Annotated in this window: 13 protein-coding genes, 1 other RNA gene and 1 other annotated feature; of the genes, 1 reads left to right on the top strand and 13 read right to left on the bottom strand. The window is 42.5% G+C overall.

The features are described from left to right. Window positions 1–73: 73 nt before the first annotated feature. The 7 genes from KHA99_RS24220 to KHA99_RS24190 all read right to left on the bottom strand — a co-directional run bounded on the left by KHA99_RS24220 (window position 74) and on the right by KHA99_RS24190 (window position 7,564). Window positions 74–841 (bottom strand): tRNA threonylcarbamoyladenosine dehydratase, encoded by a 768-nt coding sequence (locus tag KHA99_RS24220; RefSeq protein ID WP_213120058.1) that lies wholly within the window; start codon window positions 839–841, stop codon window positions 74–76. Window positions 842–928: 87 nt separating this feature from the next. Beyond that, complete coding sequence (locus KHA99_RS24215; RefSeq protein WP_213120057.1) at window positions 929–1,555, bottom strand: nucleotidyltransferase family protein; 627 nt, start codon at window positions 1,553–1,555, stop codon at window positions 929–931. A 2-nt stretch (window positions 1,556–1,557) separates the two neighbouring features. Beyond that, window positions 1,558–2,775 (bottom strand): nickel pincer cofactor biosynthesis protein LarC2, encoded by a 1,218-nt coding sequence (gene larC2, locus KHA99_RS24210; protein ID WP_307852162.1) that lies wholly within the window; start codon window positions 2,773–2,775, stop codon window positions 1,558–1,560. A 906-nt stretch (window positions 2,776–3,681) separates the two neighbouring features. Beyond that, window positions 3,682–3,879: non-coding RNA, 6S RNA (gene ssrS, locus KHA99_RS24205), on the bottom strand. Window positions 3,880–3,946: 67 nt separating this feature from the next. Continuing rightward, window positions 3,947–5,716, bottom strand: a complete 1,770-nt coding sequence (aspS, locus tag KHA99_RS24200; RefSeq protein WP_213120056.1) for an aspartate--tRNA ligase — start codon at window positions 5,714–5,716, stop codon at window positions 3,947–3,949. A 15-nt stretch (window positions 5,717–5,731) separates the two neighbouring features. Beyond that, entirely contained in the window at window positions 5,732–7,003 is a 1,272-nt protein-coding gene (gene hisS / locus KHA99_RS24195; RefSeq protein WP_213120055.1) for a histidine--tRNA ligase, read from the bottom strand. An 81-nt stretch (window positions 7,004–7,084) separates the two neighbouring features. Continuing rightward, window positions 7,085–7,324: a binding site (T-box leader), on the bottom strand. Between the two features lie 63 nt (window positions 7,325–7,387). Beyond that, window positions 7,388–7,564: a hypothetical protein gene (locus KHA99_RS24190; protein WP_213120054.1), complete on the bottom strand. Its 177-nt coding sequence runs from the start codon at window positions 7,562–7,564 to the stop codon at window positions 7,388–7,390. Between the two features lie 165 nt (window positions 7,565–7,729). On the opposite strand from KHA99_RS24190, the gene KHA99_RS24185 reads away from it, so the two are divergent. Beyond that, complete coding sequence (locus KHA99_RS24185; RefSeq protein WP_213120053.1) at window positions 7,730–9,517, top strand: N-acetylmuramoyl-L-alanine amidase family protein; 1,788 nt, start codon at window positions 7,730–7,732, stop codon at window positions 9,515–9,517. A gap of 152 nt (window positions 9,518–9,669) precedes the next feature. Here the strand turns inward: KHA99_RS24185 and dtd are convergent, their stop codons facing one another. From dtd to KHA99_RS24155, 6 genes are all read right to left on the bottom strand, one after another. Further along, window positions 9,670–10,110 (bottom strand): D-aminoacyl-tRNA deacylase, encoded by a 441-nt coding sequence (dtd, locus tag KHA99_RS24180; protein WP_213120052.1) that lies wholly within the window; start codon window positions 10,108–10,110, stop codon window positions 9,670–9,672. Window positions 10,111–10,123: 13 nt separating this feature from the next. Continuing rightward, window positions 10,124–12,319 (bottom strand): RelA/SpoT family protein, encoded by a 2,196-nt coding sequence (locus KHA99_RS24175; protein WP_213120051.1) that lies wholly within the window; start codon window positions 12,317–12,319, stop codon window positions 10,124–10,126. Between the two features lie 256 nt (window positions 12,320–12,575). Beyond that, on the bottom strand, window positions 12,576–13,088 hold the full coding sequence (locus KHA99_RS24170) for an adenine phosphoribosyltransferase (protein WP_213120050.1): 513 nt from the start codon (window positions 13,086–13,088) through the stop codon (window positions 12,576–12,578). Further along, window positions 13,079–15,442: a single-stranded-DNA-specific exonuclease RecJ gene (gene recJ, locus KHA99_RS24165; RefSeq protein ID WP_213120049.1), complete on the bottom strand. Its 2,364-nt coding sequence runs from the start codon at window positions 15,440–15,442 to the stop codon at window positions 13,079–13,081. The genes KHA99_RS24170 and recJ overlap by 10 nt, the downstream gene beginning before the upstream one ends. 114 nt (window positions 15,443–15,556) lie before the next feature. After that, window positions 15,557–17,818, bottom strand: a complete 2,262-nt coding sequence (secDF, locus tag KHA99_RS24160) for a protein translocase subunit SecDF (RefSeq protein ID WP_213120048.1) — start codon at window positions 17,816–17,818, stop codon at window positions 15,557–15,559. 130 nt (window positions 17,819–17,948) lie between these two features. Beyond that, window positions 17,949–18,233: a post-transcriptional regulator gene (locus tag KHA99_RS24155; RefSeq protein WP_307852161.1), complete on the bottom strand. Its 285-nt coding sequence runs from the start codon at window positions 18,231–18,233 to the stop codon at window positions 17,949–17,951. Window positions 18,234–18,349: the final 116 nt, after the last annotated feature.

Raw genomic sequence — 18,349 nt, 5'->3', positions numbered from 1 at the left:
TCCAATTTTAGGGACATTTATGATTTTTTAGCAAAAAAAAGCCCTAAGCATTTTTTGCTTAGAGCTTGGTAAACTATTTCTCATCTGCTACGCGCACGATTTTGATATCTTTTAGTAATTCTCTGACCACATAGCTTGCCATGATTAACCCACATGCAGATGGCACGAATGCATTAGAAGATGGCGGCATTTTGGCTTTCCGAATCTCAGCTTTTTCGTTTCCAACAACTTTTCTAACATCCTCACGAATAACAATCGGGCTTTCATCTGAGAAGACAACCGGAATGCCTTTGTGAATTCGTTCTTTACGCAATTTTGTTCTAATTACCTTAGCAATCGGGTCTGTATGCGTCTTTGAAATATCCGCAATTTTGAAGCGGGTGGGATCCATTTTATTGGCTGCACCCATACTCGATATAATAGGGATATTTCGCTTTAAACATTCTTTCATCAAATGGATTTTATACATGATTGTATCTGAAGCATCAACAACAAAATCTAACTTGTGGCCGAAAATTTCTTCATATGTTTCCTCTGTATAAAACATCTTTAGGGAAATAACTTCACAATCGGGATTAATATCCTTAATCCGCTCCTCCATAATTTCAACCTTAGGTCTGCCTACAGTGGACAGCAAGGCAATTAATTGGCGGTTAACATTAGTAATGTCAACATCGTCTTTATCTATCAACACTAGACGGCCGACTCCAGAACGGGCAAGCGCCTCCGCGGCAAAAGAACCGACGCCGCCAATCCCTAATACGGCAACCGTGCTGTTTTTCATTATATCAAGGCCTTCTTTACCAATTGCAAGCTCATTACGAGAAAATTGATGCAGCATAGTGTTCACTCCAAAAATTGAATTCGATTTATTTTATTATTTTTTCACCTTAAAAAATATATCATACTTTCCTGAAAACAGAAGCACCTAGAATGATTTTTTTATCTTTTGGATAATATCTTGATAATCCTCATAGGTGTCTGCATCTAAAATGGTCCCTTCATCGTCTATGGGAATTTGGAAATGTTTATCGGCAAACTTAAATATAGCCTTTGCCCCTTGATCTCCAGTTATTTCACCAACATATAAAAACAGCTGTGAAGATATAAAAACTGGATGTCCTGGAATACTGTTGTAGATTGGCTGAATAATGTACTTTGATTGAATTGCGTTCGTTTCCAAGATTGTCTGGATCATTTGTTGTATGGTTGACTTCTTAAGTAAAGGCTGATCGCCCAGAAAGACCATTAGACCGCATGTTTCATCATTGCATTGCTGAACAGCTGTTTTTATTGAACTGCTTAAACCTTCATGAAAATTAATATTGCTAACCCATTCAAAACGCTGATCAGGAATATGTATGGCATCTTTAATTTTATTTTCATTGTGTCCGATTATTGCCATCACATTTTCAAAAGGGAACGATAAAACATTCCTTAGCACCAGTTCAAGCATGGGAATCCCTTGGATAGGCAGCAAAGGCTTAAAATCCCCCATCCTTGAGGAGGTACCAGCAGCCAAAACAACCGCTTTTATGGGAAGGAAATTAACCATATTTATTCCCCCATTTGACTCATCGCTAATTTCATCGCATATTGGTAAACGAGTTGAAACGCAACCTGCTGCTCCCTTGCTGCTCTTGCAACATCCTCATATTCCGGTGCTTGGTGGAGGATTTTATTCCCCCTGCATGCCTGCTTCACCTTAATTGGCCCATAGGGGGTTTCAACCTCAATAAATCTCCTGTCTAGGATATTGCGGCTCCACATGCTTCTTCGGACCCCTAAAGTAGTAGTCTCTTCCAATAAAATTTGTTCACAGCGGTCCGCCAGGTTTAAGGATACCAAAACGGTTACAAGGGTGCCTGGCCGATTTTTCTTCATGTAAACAGGGGTATAAAAAACATCAAGTGCTCCTGCAGCCAGCAGACGTTCCATTGCAAACCCAAGACCCTCTCCAGTCATATCATCAAGCTGGGCCTCCAATATATAGATAGATTCCCTATCCTGATTGGTTACAGTCTTAGGGGTTGGCTGAATGTCCGAAGGCGAAATGAGTAATGCTCGAAGGACATTTGGGTGGTCTTTTTCACCGGCACCATACCCCACCTTGTCAACAATAAGACCACCAATAGGCATAAATTTTTTTACAAGCGCCCGCAAGATTGCTGCCCCTGTTGGTGTGGTCAATTCTCCTTTGAGGTTTAGTTCTGCAAGCGGAATCCCTTTTAACAGCTCAAGCGTAGTTGGTGCCGGTATCGGGTAAGATCCTTGCACCGTCATCTTATGGCCAAAGCCTGCCGGAACAGGAGAAGCCAATATTTCTGTGATTTCGAGACTTTCAAGCGCTAGGCAGAAGCCAATGATTTCGATTATAGAAGCTATTTCAAAATAAACCTCATTGGAGTCGATACCATTTAGCTTTCCTTTGGCATTTGCGAATTCATGAAATATTGCCAAACTGCATTCCATTGTTTTAACTGGGAGCTCACTTTCTGCAATTATTTTAGATATCTCATGCGTACTCTGATGTTGATTTTTTTCCGATTGGTAAAAGATGCTTATTTTTTTTGCAGCAATGCCTTGATTCGTCCTGTTATGTACTTCGATTCCAAACGGCTCTATTGGTAACTTTCTCAAATGATCAACTATGTAAGAGATGTCGGCTCCTAAATCGATTAGTGCGGCCAAAGCCCTGTCCCCGGCAATGCCAAAAGTACAATCAAAATAGAGCGTCTTCATGGTTAATCCCTCCATTTCCAAGCGATAGGGCACATATAACCCCCTCCATGCTACCGAGCTGGCGCATTTTCCATGTGTTCGGGCTCATATAACCCTTCTATGCTACCGAGCTGGCGCATTTTCCATGTGTTCGGGCTCATATAACCCTTCTATGCTACCATATTGGCGCATTTTCCATGTATTCGGGCTCATATAACCCCTCTATGCTACCAAGTTGGCGCATTTTCCATGTATTCGGGCTCATATAACCCCTCTATGCTACCAAGTTGGCGCATTTTCCATGTATTCGGGCTCATATAACCCCTCTACACTACCAAGTTGGCGCATTTTTCATGTGTTCGGGCTCATATAACCCCTCTACACTACCAAGTTGGCGCATTTTCCATGTGTTCGGGCTCATATAACCCCTCTACACTACCAAGTTGGCGCATTTTCCATGTGTTCGGGCTCATATAACCCTTCTATGTTACCGAGCTGGCGCATTTTCCATCTGTTCGGGCTCATATAACCCTTCTATGCTACCGAGTTGGCGCATTTTCCATGTGTTCGGGCTCATATAACCCCTCTACACAAGTTGGCGCATTTTCCATGTGTTCGGGCTCATATAACCCCTCTACACTACCAAGTTGGCGCATTTTCCATGTGTTCGGGCTCATATAACCCCTCTATACAACCAAGCTGGCGCATTTTCCACGTGTCGGGCTCATATAACCATTTTATACTACCGTGTTGGCGCATTTTCCATGTATTCGGGCTCATATAACCATTTTATACTACCGTGTTGGCGCATTTTCCATTATGTTCGGGCTCATATAACCCCTTTTTGCGACCAGGTAGTCAAATTCCCTTTGGATTGGTCGATTACATATAGCAATATACCATTTTTAAAATAAAAACCTTCTGCCATCAATGACAGAAGGTGTGTTTGTGAAAAAAACGAAGAGTCCCAATGGTGCCGTCGCTTTTTGATCCTTCGTTTTGATCCCGCACTCAGCAGGGGGGTGTCCTATTCCTGTTATTGTAAGTCCCCTTACTCGCAATGGAGTGGGGCATTTACGCATTCAGAAAACTCCGGACTCCCAAATAAACAATGTTCGGTCAAAACTTCAGGTAACACAACGTACATTTCAGGACTCTTCTTGATTGACTTAATCATAGCATATTTTCAAAGCACCTTCAAGGTGACCATGTAAGCTAATGCCTGCTATTTATTAATTTTTAGTGACAAATTGAGTTCCTGTAATTGGGCCTCGGAAACCTCGCTTGGTGCTGCCATTAGCAGGTCGCTTGCGCTCGCTGTCTTAGGGAAGGCAATCGTATCGCGAAGGTTGGTGCTGCCAGCTAACAGCATCACCAATCTGTCGAGTCCAAGGGCGATTCCGCCATGCGGTGGTGTACCGTATTCAAAGGCATTCAGCAGGAAGCCAAATTGTTCTTTGGCCTGTTCAGGTGTGAAACCAAGAACACTGAACATTTTCTCCTGAATATCCCGTTCAAAAATTCTTAACGACCCGCCGCCTAGCTCATAGCCGTTTAATACAAGGTCATAGGCTTGAGCGCGGACTTTGGAAGGTTCAGTATCTAAGTACTCCAGGTCTTCTCTAAAAGGCATCGTGAACGGATGATGGGCAGCATAATAGCGGCCATCTTCTTCTGAGAATTCAAGCAGCGGCCAGTCTGTCACCCATAAGAAATTGAACAGGCTTTGGTCGATTAGCTCTAATTCCTTGCCAAGCTTTAACCGTAACGCTCCCAGCGAGTCAGCTACTACACTCTTTTTATCAGCTACAAACAGCAGTAGGTCACCTTCGGAAGCCTCTAGTGTAGCTTTCAGGGCTGCAGCATCTTCTTCAGAGAAGAACTTTGCAATCGGCCCTTTTAGTCCATCTGCTTCTGCTTTAAGCCAAGCAAGACCTTTCGCTCCGTAAACAGCCACAAATTCAGTAAGTGCATCGATATCTTTACGGGAGTATTTATCTGCCGCGCCTTTTACATTGATTGCCTTCACTTGGCCGCCGCTTGAAACTGCCGAAGCAAACACTTTAAATCCAGACTCTTTCACGATTTCAGATACATCCACTAACTCCAAACCAAAGCGGGTATCCGGCTTATCTGAACCGAAGCGGCTCATCGCCTCGTCATAGCCCATGCGCGGGAATGGCGCTGACACCTCTACACCTTTTACTTCCTTCATCAGTTTGGACATCATTTTTTCCATCAAGGCCATAATGTCCTCTTGACTTAAAAAGCTTGTTTCAATATCGATTTGTGTGAATTCCGGCTGGCGGTCTGCACGCAAGTCTTCGTCGCGGAAGCAGCGGGCAATTTGATAGTAGCGTTCTACGCCGCCGACCATCAATAATTGCTTAAACAGCTGCGGTGATTGCGGCAGTGCGTAGAATTCACCAGGATGCACGCGGCTTGGAACTAAATAATCACGGGCTCCTTCTGGTGTACTTTTGGTCAAAATCGGTGTTTCAATATCCAAAAAACCTTCCGCATCAAGGAAGTTCCTGATTTCTTTTGTCACTTGGTGACGCATCTTTAATGTTTCAAAAATGACCGGACGGCGGAAGTCTAAATAACGGTATTTCAGGCGGACATCCTCAGAAGCGTCAGTCCTGTCAGAAATGGTAAATGGAGGTGTTTTTGCCTCGTTAATGATCGTTACCTTTTCTGCTTGAACTTCAATTTTTCCCGTTTTAAGATTTTCATTAATTGTTCCAGGTTCGCGGGCAATGACTGTGCCGACTACATCAAGAACATATTCATTACGGATTTTTTCCGCAGTTTCTAAAGCTTCTTTTGAAACATCCGGATTGAAAACAATCTGAACAATGCCGGATCTGTCGCGCAAATCGATAAAAATTAATCCGCCAAGGTCGCGTCTTCTTTGAACCCAGCCCTTTAATGTTACTTTTTCCCCAACTGCGGTCTCTGGAACTTCACCGCAAAAATACGATCTCCCAAACATGCTAAAAATCCTCCTTTATGCTTTTAAACCTTGAAAATAGTTGACGAGGGAATCCAGTTCAACCTCTACCTGTTCACCTGTCTCCATATTTTTTACATTAATTTTATTGTTTTTTAATTCATCATCGCCAAGTACTGCTACATAACGAGCTTGTAATCGGTCAGCAGCCTTGAATTGCGCTTTAATTTTTCGATTTAAATAATCCCGCTCTGCGGAAAAACCAGCCAAACGAAGCTGTTGCAGAAGGCCGACTGTATAATCCTTTGCTTCCTCTCCAAGTGCGGCAAGGTAGCAGTCAATCCCTTGATTGATTTCCATTTCAATGCCTTCTGCTTTAAGAGCGGCAATGAAACGCTCAATACTCAAAGCAAAACCGATGCCCGGCGTTTCCGGACCGCCGATTTCCTCCACCAACCCGTTATAGCGGCCGCCCCCGCAGAGTGTCGTAATGGCACCAAAGCCCTCGGCATTACTCATAATTTCAAAGGCAGTGTGGTTGTAATAATCCAGACCACGGACAAGGTTTGGGTCAACCTCAAATTCAATATTAAGATGGGTTAAATACTGCTGTACTTTTCCAAAATAAGCTTTGGATTCTTCATTGAGATAATCAATGATGGACGGAGCCGTCTTCATTAGCTCATGGTCGCGGTCCTGCTTGCAATCCAAAATTCGAAGCGGATTTTTTTCCAAACGGTTTTGACAGTCCGAACAAAACTCACCGATTCTTGGTTTGAAATGATTGATTAACGCCTCACGGTGCGTATTTCGGCTCTCCTTGTCACCAAGGCTGTTAATAATCAGCTTCAGCTTTGATAAGCCCATTTCTTTATATAGATTCATCGCAAGCGAAATGACTTCTGCATCAATCGCCGGGTCGTTGCTGCCTAATGCTTCAACCCCAAATTGGACAAATTGGCGGAAACGGCCAGATTGGGGACGTTCATAGCGGAACATTGGCCCCATATAATAAAGCTTGACCGGCTGGCCGGGAAGCCCAAACATCTTTTTCTCCACAAATGCCCGTACCGTAGATGCCGTTCCTTCAGGTCTTAGGGTAATACTGCGGCCGCCACGATCTTCAAAAGTATACATCTCCTTTTGAACGATATCCGTCGTGTCACCGACACCTCTGGAAAAAAGGTCCGTATGTTCAAAAATAGGTGTTCGGATTTCCTGGTATTGATACTTTTCACAAAGTTCTCTTGCCTTTTTCTCAATCCTTTGCCACAGCTCCACTTCGCCAGGCAATATATCTTGCGTTCCTCTTGGTATGTTAATCGACATAGTCGAAGACCTCCTTTGTAATAATTTTTTATGTATGGATGTTTTTAGGCAAAATAAAAAACTCCCATCCCTTGTATAAAAACAAGGGACGGAAGTTTATTCCGCGGTGCCACCCTAGTTGAAGCGCGCTGAAGTTCAGCGGCTTCCTCTCAAACAGTTAACGCCTGTCACGTTCTTCTCCTAATAGAGGGACAACCTTTTTCAGAGAGAAACCTACGGAGTGTTCATTCATTAAGATTCATGCAAAAATGCTTTCAGCCCAGGGCATTTTCTCTCTTTTCATGGATTGACTTAACTACTATGCTCCATCATTGGTTTTATGCAAATAATATTTTGATTATTTAATAATAATACGGAGCAACAGCAACTTTTGTCAAGCAAGTTTTAAGATCGCTCCAAACGTTTTTTTAGCTTTCTAACATCCCTCATCGTTAATCCAAATTCAGATGCAAGCTCATAGGAACCAGAATGCTGTTCTTTTTCAATAAAATCATGGAAATCCATTCCGAACAGCCGGCCATTCATCGATTGGATGTTCATTCCCTTGTCACTTGACCGCATCGCAAATCCCCCCTGTTAAACTTCCTTTTGTGTTTATTATTTCCATCAGTGGAGAAAAAATTTCATGCTATTTCGTTTTTTCGAAAAAGGTTACCCAAAAATGACCATTTAAGGAATGATTTTCAGTACATTTTACGTTAAAATAAAATGGTAAAGGAGGAAGATATGCACAGAAGGTTAAGTCTGCTATTATTATCTATCATTCTTTTTTTGGGGGCCTTCCTGCCTGAAGGAAAAAGCAGCGCTGCAAGCGGCAGCGTATCGATTGCTGTGGATTCGCTTAATGTACGCACCGGTCCCGGTTTAAGCTATCCATTATTGAAGCAAGTGAACCGCGGCGAAACATTTCCAATCGTAAAAGAACAAGGCGAATGGATACAAATTCAAGTTTCCTTTGCCAAAACAGGCTGGGTAGTCAATTGGCTCGTAACAAAGGATAATGAACAAACAGCCAAGGCCGTCTCCTCTTCCAGTCAATCTGCTGCAACTGCCAATTCCAATCAATTAAGAATCCGAACCGGCCCAGGGACAAGCTTCCGCGTCATCGGTTCTTTAACAAAAGGGCAAGAGGTTAAGGTAATTGACCAAAATGAAAATTGGTACAAAATCTCCTCAATGTTCGGAGAGGGCTGGGTTGCGAAGGAATTTATTGATTTAAAAGCAGCGGGTCAGCAGGAAAATAGTTCAACTACTAATGCTGGTAGTAAAACAAGTACTCGTGCCGGTACCGATACGGGCAGTGTAATTGGCGACACGTTAAATGTAAGGCAGTCACCAGATGCAGCAAGTCCGGTTATCGGGAAACTGACAAAAGGGACAAGTGTGGCGATTTTATCCCAGCAAAATAAATGGGTACAGGTTAGCTATTTAAATGTGAAGGGCTGGGTCAGCGCTGAATTTATTAACCTTGATTCAGAGGCCTCAAAAAATACAGCTAAAAGTAAGCAAACAACCGGTATATCCGGTTTGGTTACGGCCGATAGTTTAAGAGTTCGCTCCGAGGCCACTTTAAATTCCTCAGTCATTGGAACAGTTACAAGAGGACAGCGCTTTACTATCGTTGAAGAGAACAATAACTGGGCAAAAATAGAGTTGAAATCCGGCAGCTTCGGCTGGATATCCGGTTTTTATCTGGATAAGACAGGAACAAAAACCTCTGCGGATGCTGGCCAAACTGTAAAGGAAAATGCCATCAGCATTCTGCAAAATGGAACTAACATCCGTAAATCGCCTAGCGTACAATCAGATGTAGTGGTGCGTGCAAATGAAGGAGAAACTTATTCTGTCAGCAGCGTGCAGAATGATTGGTATGAAATTAAACTTAAAGATGGAAGTACTGCTTATATAGCCGGCTGGGTCGTCTCGGCTAACGGCTCTGCACCGCAGATTGAGAAAGCGGGAGCAGAAGGGTATTTGAAAAATAAAACGATTGTCCTTGACCCTGGCCACGGCGGCGGAGACAACGGAACAACGGGAGCGGGCGGGACATTAGAAAAGGATTTGACACTTCGGACTGCACGTCTTTTATATGATAAATTGAAGGCAGCCGGAGCAAATGTTTATCTTACAAGAAACAACGATTCCTTTATCTCCCTGCAGTCACGGGTTGGAATGGCCCATTCATATAATGCCGATGCGTTCGTCAGTCTCCATTATGACAGTGACTTAGATCGAAGCGTGCGCGGAATTACAGGCTATTATTATCATGTCTATCAAAGAAATCTGGCTGACACCTTATACAACGCTGCGGTAGGACAAGCTAAACTGAAAAATCGCGGAGTTCGCATTGGCGATTATCATGTCATTCGGGAAAATAATCAAAAAGCTGTGCTTATGGAGTTAGGTTATTTAAGCAACCCGGAAGAAGAAATGACTTTGAACTCAAGCACTTACCAAGAAAATGCAGCATCAGGGTTATACGAGGGACTTGCAAGATATTTCAAGGCAAATTAAATGAAAACTCGCCGATTGGCGAGTCCGATAGGACGAAGACAGAGGCGTAGTTGAATTTATGCGTTAGGAAAGTATAAATTTGTGAAAATTTATACTTCCTATTAGCTAAAAGAGACTGACCAGGTCAGTCTCTTTTTAACGCATGAAAGCAGTTATTTACTTTCGACAATTAACGTTACCGGGCCGTCGTTAGTTAACTGCACATCCATCATAGCCCCGAATTGACCGGTTTCGACATGAACACCTTTTTCACGTAATAAACGATTGAAGGTTTCATAAATTTCCACCGCATATTCGGGTCTCGCCGCTTTGATGAAGCTTGGCCGTCTTCCGTTGCTGCAATCCCCGTAAAGGGTAAATTGCGAAACGGACAAAATCTCCCCGCCAACATCCAGCAAGGACATGTTCATTTTTTCGTTCGCATCCTCAAAAATTCTTAAATTGACGATTTTATCTGCAAGATAAGCAGCATCCTCTATCTTATCGTCATGGGTGACTCCAACAAGCAGGACAAGACCTTTCTCAATCTGCCCAATCACCTCGCCACCCACCGTCACCTTGGCCGCCTTGCTACGTTGAACTACTATTCGCATCACAAAAACTCCTTTAATTCATCATCCGGCGAACCGAGTAAATATCGGAAATCTGTTTAATTCGTTCAACGACCTTTTGTAAATGAGCGACATTATGAATCGCAATGGACATGTTAATCATCGCCATCTTATTGCGGTCCGTTTTGCCGGATACGGCAGAGATATTTGTTTTCGTCTCGTTCACAGCCTGCAGAACCTCATTTAACAGCCCTCTCCGGTCATAGCCGCTGATTTCAATATCAACATTGTATTCTTTCCGGTCATTTAAGGCAGATTCCCATTCTACCTGAATAAGTCTCGACTGGGCATCACCGGTGTCAATATTCGTACAATCCGAACGGTGAACGGAAACGCCGCGCCCTTTCGTAATATAGCCGACAATTTCGTCCCCTGGAACAGGATTACAGCACCTGGACAGGCGGATTAGCAGATTATCAATACCTTGGACACGGACTCCGGATTCCCGCTTTTTAGACTGCGGGAACGCCTTTAAATCAGTAATCGCATTGGCAAGACTTGCTGACTGCTCCTGATCTCGTTTTTTGCGCCATTTTTCCGTTAAGCGATTGGCCACCTGAAGGGCAGTTACCCCATTATAGCCAACAGCTGCATACATATCCTCTTCATTGGTAAAATTAAATTTTTCGGCTACTTTTTTAAGATTGTCTGGCGTTAAAATTTCTTTAATATCAAACTCCAAATTCCGGATTTCTTTTTCAACCAGCTCTCTGCCCTTGACGACATTTTCATCGCGGCGCTGCTTCTTAAAGAAAGCGCGAATCTTATTTTTCGCCTGCGATGTTTGCGCCAGCTTCAACCAGTCCTGACTTGGTCCATAAGAATGCTTGGAGGTTAATATTTCTATAATATCGCCTGTTTTAAGCCGATAATCAAGCGTAACCATTTTGCCGTTTACTTTGGCCCCGATTGTCTTATTCCCGATTTCGGAGTGTATCCGGTAAGCAAAGTCAATCGGAACGGAACCGGACGGCAATTCAATTACATCACCCTTTGGTGTAAAGATAAACACCATATCCGAGAATAGGTCAATTTTTAATGATTCCATAAACTCTTCGGCATTGGCTGTATCGTTCTGAAACTCTAGAATTTCTCTAAACCAAGTCAGCTTTTGTTCAAAAGAAGAACTTTCGCTGAGAGATTTCCCCTCTTTATAGGCCCAATGGGCGGCAACCCCAAACTCGGCAATGCGGTGCATATCAGACGTACGAATCTGCACCTCAAGCGGATCGCCCTTTGGACCGATAACTGTTGTATGAAGGGACTGATACATATTCGGCTTCGGCATCGCAATATAATCCTTGAAACGTCCCGGCATTGGCTTCCAGCACGTATGGATAATTCCTAAAACGGCGTAGCAATCCTTTATGCTATTTACGACAATCCGAACGGCGAGCAAGTCATAAATTTCACTGAATTGCTTGTTCTGCAAGGCCATTTTTCGATAAATGCTGTAAATATGCTTGGGACGTCCAGAAAGATCTGCTTTAATGGAGACATCAGAAAGGCGCTCCTTCACTTCGTCAATAACATCGTCAAGATATTGCTCCCGCTCCGCCCGCTTCTTCTTCATTAAGTTGACGATCCGGTAATATTGCTGCGGATTTAAATATCGTAATGCAGTATCCTCAAGCTCCCACTTAATTGTTGAAATACCAAGACGATGGGCTAAAGGGGCAAATATTTCAAGTGTCTCATTGGCAATCCGACGCTGCTTTTCCAACGGAAGATGCTTTAACGTCCGCATATTATGCAAACGGTCGGCAAGCTTAATAAGGATAACCCTGATGTCCTGTGCCATGGCCACGAACATTTTCCGATGGTTCTCCGCCTGCTGTTCCTCATGAGATTTATATTTAATTTTCCCCAGTTTCGTAACCCCATCGACAAGCATAGCCACTTCGGCATTAAAAGTATGTTCAATATCCTTCAAGGAAACATTCGTATCCTCAACGACGTCGTGAAGAAAACCTGCGGCCACCGTTGATGGATCCATTTCCAAATCGGCCAAAATGCCGGCGACCTGGATTGGATGGATAATATATGGCTCACCTGATTTACGATATTGATCACGATGAGCATGCTTAGCAAAATCATATGCCTTCTTGACTAATTCCACATGCTCTTCGTTTAAATACTTTCTGGTCTTGTCGATGACTTGGTCGGATGTTAACACTTGATCATTCGCCATGAAATCACCTTTTTTATTTTCCATCTCGTTTTATGGGCTAATCAGCATTCTTTTTCTAGAATCTGACGAGCTTGTTGTTTCTCTATATGTCAAAAAACGGAATTTGTATTTTTATATAAATTCAATCTAGGAAAAATTGTTCCTAAATTAGAATGATTGTTACTATTATCGAAAAAAATAACCAAGATGTAAAGAGTTTAATCTTTTTTCATTATATAAAGAGAGCACTCATGCTTTCGAGTGCCCTCATGAAACGTTAATACTGCATTAATGTTAATATATCATAATCATCAAGCTTGCTTCTGCCGTTTAGGTAGGTCAATTCGATGATAAAGGCGATACCAGCCACTACACCGCCCAGCTGCTCAACCAGCTTAATCGTTGCATCAATCGTTCCGCCGGTTGCCAGCAAATCGTCCGTAATCAAGACACGCTGACCAGGTTTAATCGCATCTTTATGAATGGTTAAGACATCTGTCCCATATTCCAATCCATAACTGACTTTAACTGTTTCGCGAGGAAGCTTTCCTTCTTTACGAACTGGAGCAAAGCCCACTCCAAGAGAATACGCAACCGGGCAGCCAATGATGAAGCCGCGCGCTTCAGGTCCAACTATAATATCGATGTCCTTATCCTTGGCATAGGCGACGATTTGGTCTGTCGCATATTTATAAGCTTCACCATCCCCCATTAAGGGAGTAATATCTTTAAAGACAATACCTTGTTTTGGGTAATCCGGTACAATAGCCACAAACTTTGTTAAATCCATTCCTTTACTGCCTCCTCAATTACAACTGACTCACCAATAATCCCATCAAACCAGCCTTTTAATTCTTGATAGGATGAAAACAATAATTCCCTTTCAAGATCATATTGGTTCTTTTTCAATTGATAGGTTGGCGAATAAGTTAAATCGCGCTTTTGCGCTGACCGATTTAAAGTAATAAAACCATTATTTATTGTAACAAAATCCAATTCATAAAACACCTTTGACATAAAATTAATCGTTTCCTTTGACCAGCCGCGGTGCTTGGCGATATCGTCGCCATACCTTTTCAGATCAATAGGTCCATTTTTCAAAAGAAAAGCATAATACCATTTAAAATGTTCTCTTGTCGGTAAGGTGCTGAAAAAATCGCTGGATTCTTTATAAAAATAAGCGTAAATCCTTCCCGGCTTATTCCCCTTTAACAATTCCGTTAAAAGCTCTTTTGAAGATGGAAAATCTGCTAGTATAATGTTACCTTCATATCCATTAAATGCACTCGCTTCAATTGTGTCCCGGATAATAATACTTTCCTGATGAAGGTTTGGAGCAAGTTTTTCAATATGGGACTGATTAAAAAAGATAATCTTCCTATTTTCTGCAGGCACTGTAGCACCAATGCTATTCAGCCGCTTTTGGCCGCGAAAATCAAACAGCTGCCAAGACTCTACAGCAATGTCCTGTACCATGATTTGCGGTTTACGTATATTGTTCCATTCATTAATCGATAATTCACCAATTAACGAAATTTTAGCCAATGGAGAAATCTCATCAACAATGGAACCCAAACCGAAGCCTACCCCATCAAGATTGGCGTCATTTTCAGTAAGCGATAGTTTCATATGATTTTGCTCGCTGCCAATTTTTCTGATACTAGCAACATCCACCTGATTGATTAACACCTTTGGTTTCGAGTTATCCATTCCGAATGGTGACAACAGGTTCATTTCTTCCAGGGAGGTTAAATGAATATCCTCTAGATGAACCTCTTCATCAAGAAAGGTTACCGGAATAAAATCCTCATCCGTTAGTAGGTCATCGGCTAACTTATTTAAGCGCGCCCTTAGGATTGGTACGTCATCAATTTTCAGGGTCATTCCGGCAGCCATTGGATGTCCGCCAAAATGCGGCAGGATTTCCCTGCAAGTTGATAAATTATGAAAAAGATCAAAACCGGGAATACTTCGTGCCGAGCCCTTTGCCAGCCCTTTTTCATGGTCAAAACTTAGCACGATCGTTGGGCGGTAATATTTTTCAACCAGTCTCGAGGCGACGATACCAATGACACCGGCATTCCAGCCTTCCTTCCCAATCACAAGAACCGTACCCGCCTCAATCGGGAAATTCTTTTCAACTTCCTCAATTGCCTCTTCGGTTATTGTGTTTACGATGGTTTGCCTTGTTTTATTGAGGGCATCCATCTCAGCGGCTAATTCCTCAGCCTCCATAGAGTCATCGGTAAGAAGGAGACGGACTGCCAAATCGGCATCCTCTAGCCTACCTACTGCATTGATACGAGGTGCTAGTGTAAAACCAATGGTTTCTTCATTTATTGATTGCAAATCAACACCAGCGATTTTAAATATGGCCTTTAAACCAATGTTCTCAGTGACCTTCAATTTTTCTAGGCCCTTTTTGGCAATCAGCCGGTTTTCGTCTTTTAAAGAGACTAAATCGGCAATTGTACCAATCACCGCAATTTCAAACAAATGCTCAGGCACTTTTCCATATAAAGCATGGGCTAATTTAAAGGCAACCCCCACACCAGCAAGTTCGCGAAACGGGTAAATGCTGTCAGGCAGCTTTGGATGAATAATCGCCAAAGCTTCCGGCAAAACAGGCCCTGGTTCATGGTGGTCCGTAATGATTAAATCCACACCCAATTCCTTTGCCACCGCCGCTTCATGAATAGCGGCAATTCCGGTATCTACGGTAATAATCAATTTTATTCCTGCTTCCGCCGCATGGCGAAATGCAGGCTCATTAGGGCCATAGCCCTCTGTAAAACGGTTTGGAATATAGAATTGGACATCTGCCCCTAAATCTCTGAGTGTAATCATTAACACGGATGTACTACTGACGCCATCCGCATCATAATCGCCAAATATAAGAATCGGTTCCTTCCGTTCGATTGCTTCACGAATTCTTTTAACGGCAATATCCATCCCTTTTAACAAATAGGGGTCGTGGAAGTCAGCTTTTCCAAATAAAAAATACCGTGCAGAATCAACGGTATCTAATCCACGGTTGACAAGCAGCGAAGCCACTAGAGGTGTAATTTTCAACTCGTTTTCCAGTTTTTTCACTAGGGTCGGATCTGATTCACGAACAATCCATCTTGTTTTAGACTTTAACATGTAGAAGTTCACCCCTTTAGACCTTCTTATTATACAGGAGCAGGAGGTCCCTTTCAATGAGGATATTTATGGACAAAACAAAACCGCAGACTGGGCTGCGGTTTTTTATTTGTATTAAACTTGCGGCTGATCGGAATACTTTCTTTTTTCTTTAACGGTTTTAATGACACCTTTCTTTTTAAGCTCACGTGTCTTAAAGACGTACCATAATGGACCGGCGATACAAATGGATGAATATACACCAGTGATTAACCCGACAAACAAGGCGATCGAGAAGTTCTGGATGGACGGACTGCCAAAGATAATCATCGCAACAACCGTTACCAATACGGTAAAGACTGTATTGACAGAGCGCGTCAATGTCTGTCTGATACTTACATTCAATACTTCAGCAATATCTTCATTCGTTTTAAGACGCTTCTTCTTCTGCATGTTTTCACGCATCCGGTCGAACGTAACGATAGTATCGTTAATCGAATAACCGACAATCGTTAACACGGCAGCGATGAACGTTAAGTCAACCTCCAGCCTTGTGATACTGAAGAAGGCAACCATGAAGAAGGCATCATGCAATAAGGAAACAACGGCGGAAACGGCCATCGCCCATTCAAAGCGAATCGTAACGTAAAGAATAATCCCAATTGATGCGATAATCAAGGCAAAAAATGCATTTTTCGCCAGTTCTTTTCCGACAGTAGGCGAGACGGTGCTGACGTTTGGCTCTGACCCGTATTCCTTCTTGAAATCTGATTTTAACTTAGCAATTTCATCCTTCGATAAAACATCCTTCGTACGGGCGGAGGCTCTTTCATTTTTATCACCGGAAATGACAACATCATCTGGTGTAATATGATGCTTGGTTAATGCCGTTTCAACTGTTTGGGTTGTTAAAGGTTTATCAGATAATACTTCAATCCTGGTTCCCTTTGAAAAATCAATCGACAGATTCAAACGGAACACTAGCAGCAGGACAACACCGATAGCTAACAGCGCGCCCGAAATGATGAAGAACACCCTTCTGCCTTTAACAAAATCAAGCTTATCAAAACGGGTAGGCAAATCTAATGTATCAAAGTTTTCGGCAATATCCTTAATCGCAGACTTCTTAACAGCAAACCAGCCCGGCTTTTTATTTAAAAAGCCGCTGTTAACCCATAACGCCAAAAATAGACGGGATGCAAAAACAGCTGTCACAAAGCTTAACAGGATACTTACCAATAACATCGTGGCAAATCCTTTTACCGAGCTAGTCCCATAAAAGAACAGCACCCCGGCAGCCAAAACCGTTGTCAGGTTGGCATCAAGAATCGATGAAAAGGAGTTCTTGCTTCCTGCTTGGAACGCAGACTTAATGGATTTACCAACCTTAATTTCTTCCCGTATCCTCTCATAGGTGATGATGTTGGCATCAACAGCCATCCCCACCCCGAGGATCAAGGCGGCAATTCCCGGCAGCGTCAATACTCCGTTCATCCAGTCAAAAATGAGTAAAACGAGATAAATATAAATCGATAATGTTACGGTTGCGATGAACCCTGGGAAGCGATAATAAACAAGCATGAACAGATAAATAATGGCGATACCGATTATACCAGCCAGAATGGTTTCATTTAATGCCTGCTCGCCGAAACTAGCTCCGACAGATGTAGAATAAACTTCCTTCAGTTTAACAGGAAGAGCACCTGCGTTTAAAAGGGAGGCCAATGTTTGGGCTTCCTGGGAAGTAAAATTACCGACAATTGAAACCGTATTTTGGTTAAAGACCTGACTTACAGTTGGAGCAGAAATATATTTAGGGTCTTTCTTCGTTACTTCATTTTTAAAAGAATCTTTTCCTTCTTCAAAATCCATCCAAATGACAAGAACATTCGGTGACGTATTGACTATTTCCTGGGTTACCTTTTTGAACTTGTCAGCGCTTTTTAACGTTAAAGAAACGCTGGGTTTTCCGTTTTCGTCAAAGGTTTGCTTCGCTCCGCCTTCTTTTAAATCAGTACCATCCATCTTCAGCTGATCATTGGCATCCCGGAAGGTAAGATTTGCTTGGGTAGACAAAATTTCGCGCGCTTGATTTTGGTCTTCGACACCGGCAAGCTGAACACGGATTCGGTTCGTTCCTTCGATTTGAATGTTTGGCTCACTTACCCCGAGAACGTTAATCCGCTTATCGAGTGCTTCAGCCGTACTGGCCAAGACATCTTTGTCAATTTTCTGACCTTTTTTCGCCGGCTGCACCTCGTATAAAACCTCAAAACCACCTTGCAGGTCCAAGCCCAGCTTAATGTTGTTCAAAATTCCCTTTGTTGTAACTCCCATTGTACTTCCTAATAACACAACTATTAGAAGGAAGGCCAAAATTCGACTGCGTTTCACCATTATGTATTGTTCCTCCTTAAATAAAACAAAAGCACAGTTTGCTTTTTCTTAGTCCAATACTGTCCAAAATCACTTCCTTCATTATGGAATATGTCAACAGCAACTGTCAATTTAGAAAAAATAGATAAGTCTATTTTAAAAGCTCTTTCCATTCCTCTTCATCTTCAAGAGAGAATTCGGCAGTTTTATATGTTTCGATCGTTGCAAAGCTGATGTAATCACTTACCTTAATGGAGAGAATATCCTGGATGATTTCGTAAAGCTTCTTTTCGTCTGTTACCTTTCTCCACTTTTTCTTGGTCAGGTATTCCCAGAGCTCTGATTCGCTGACTGAATCATAACCCAGCAAACGAAATTCTTCCAGCTTGCTCACCATAGCAGGTTTTACTTGAGTACGAAATTGCCCATTATCCATCTTCATTGCCCCCCGAAAGAAGTATCCATAAATTAAACTGCCTTACAAATGCTTGTCATGCTTTGTCCACCATATCGCATATAGATAATTGTATATGATATCGCCTATTTTGAGAA

It is taken from the genome of Neobacillus rhizophilus, assembly GCF_018343535.1.
Taxonomy (GTDB): Bacteria; Bacillota; Bacilli; order Bacillales; family Cytobacillaceae; genus Neobacillus; species Neobacillus rhizophilus.
Note: the sequence above shows the minus strand (reverse complement) of the source record. Positions and strands in the feature narration are given on the sequence as shown.